Consider the following 292-nt stretch of genomic DNA (forward strand, 5'->3'; position numbering starts at 1 on the left):
ATTCAAAAACTTTCCTATTGAAAGACGCTTTGACCGATCTCTAATAAACATTGAACTAGCGACATGCAGTGTCGAGGACAGAGCCTCAAGTACTCTCGGAATCGACCCACATCGGAATGAAGTAACATGAGTGAGCAAAATAAAGCGCATCTGATCTACGATAAAGAAGATAAGCCGAGCAAAGACCGTCCGTGGATTTTCAGAACCTACGCCGGACACACCAATGTTTGGGCCTCCAATGAGCTTTACCGTAATAACCTGGCAAAAGGCCAGACGGGTTTAAGTATTGCAA

Annotated in this window: 1 protein-coding gene; it reads left to right on the forward strand. The window is 44.5% G+C overall.

Annotated elements, in window-relative coordinates; translation table 11 throughout:
• Positions 1–126: 126 nt before the first annotated feature.
• Positions 127–292, forward strand: a 166-nt coding sequence (locus A3763_RS30070) for a methylmalonyl-CoA mutase family protein (protein ID WP_156495001.1), incomplete at its 3' end; no start/stop codon positions are given.

It is taken from the genome of Oleiphilus sp. HI0128, from assembly GCF_001635365.1.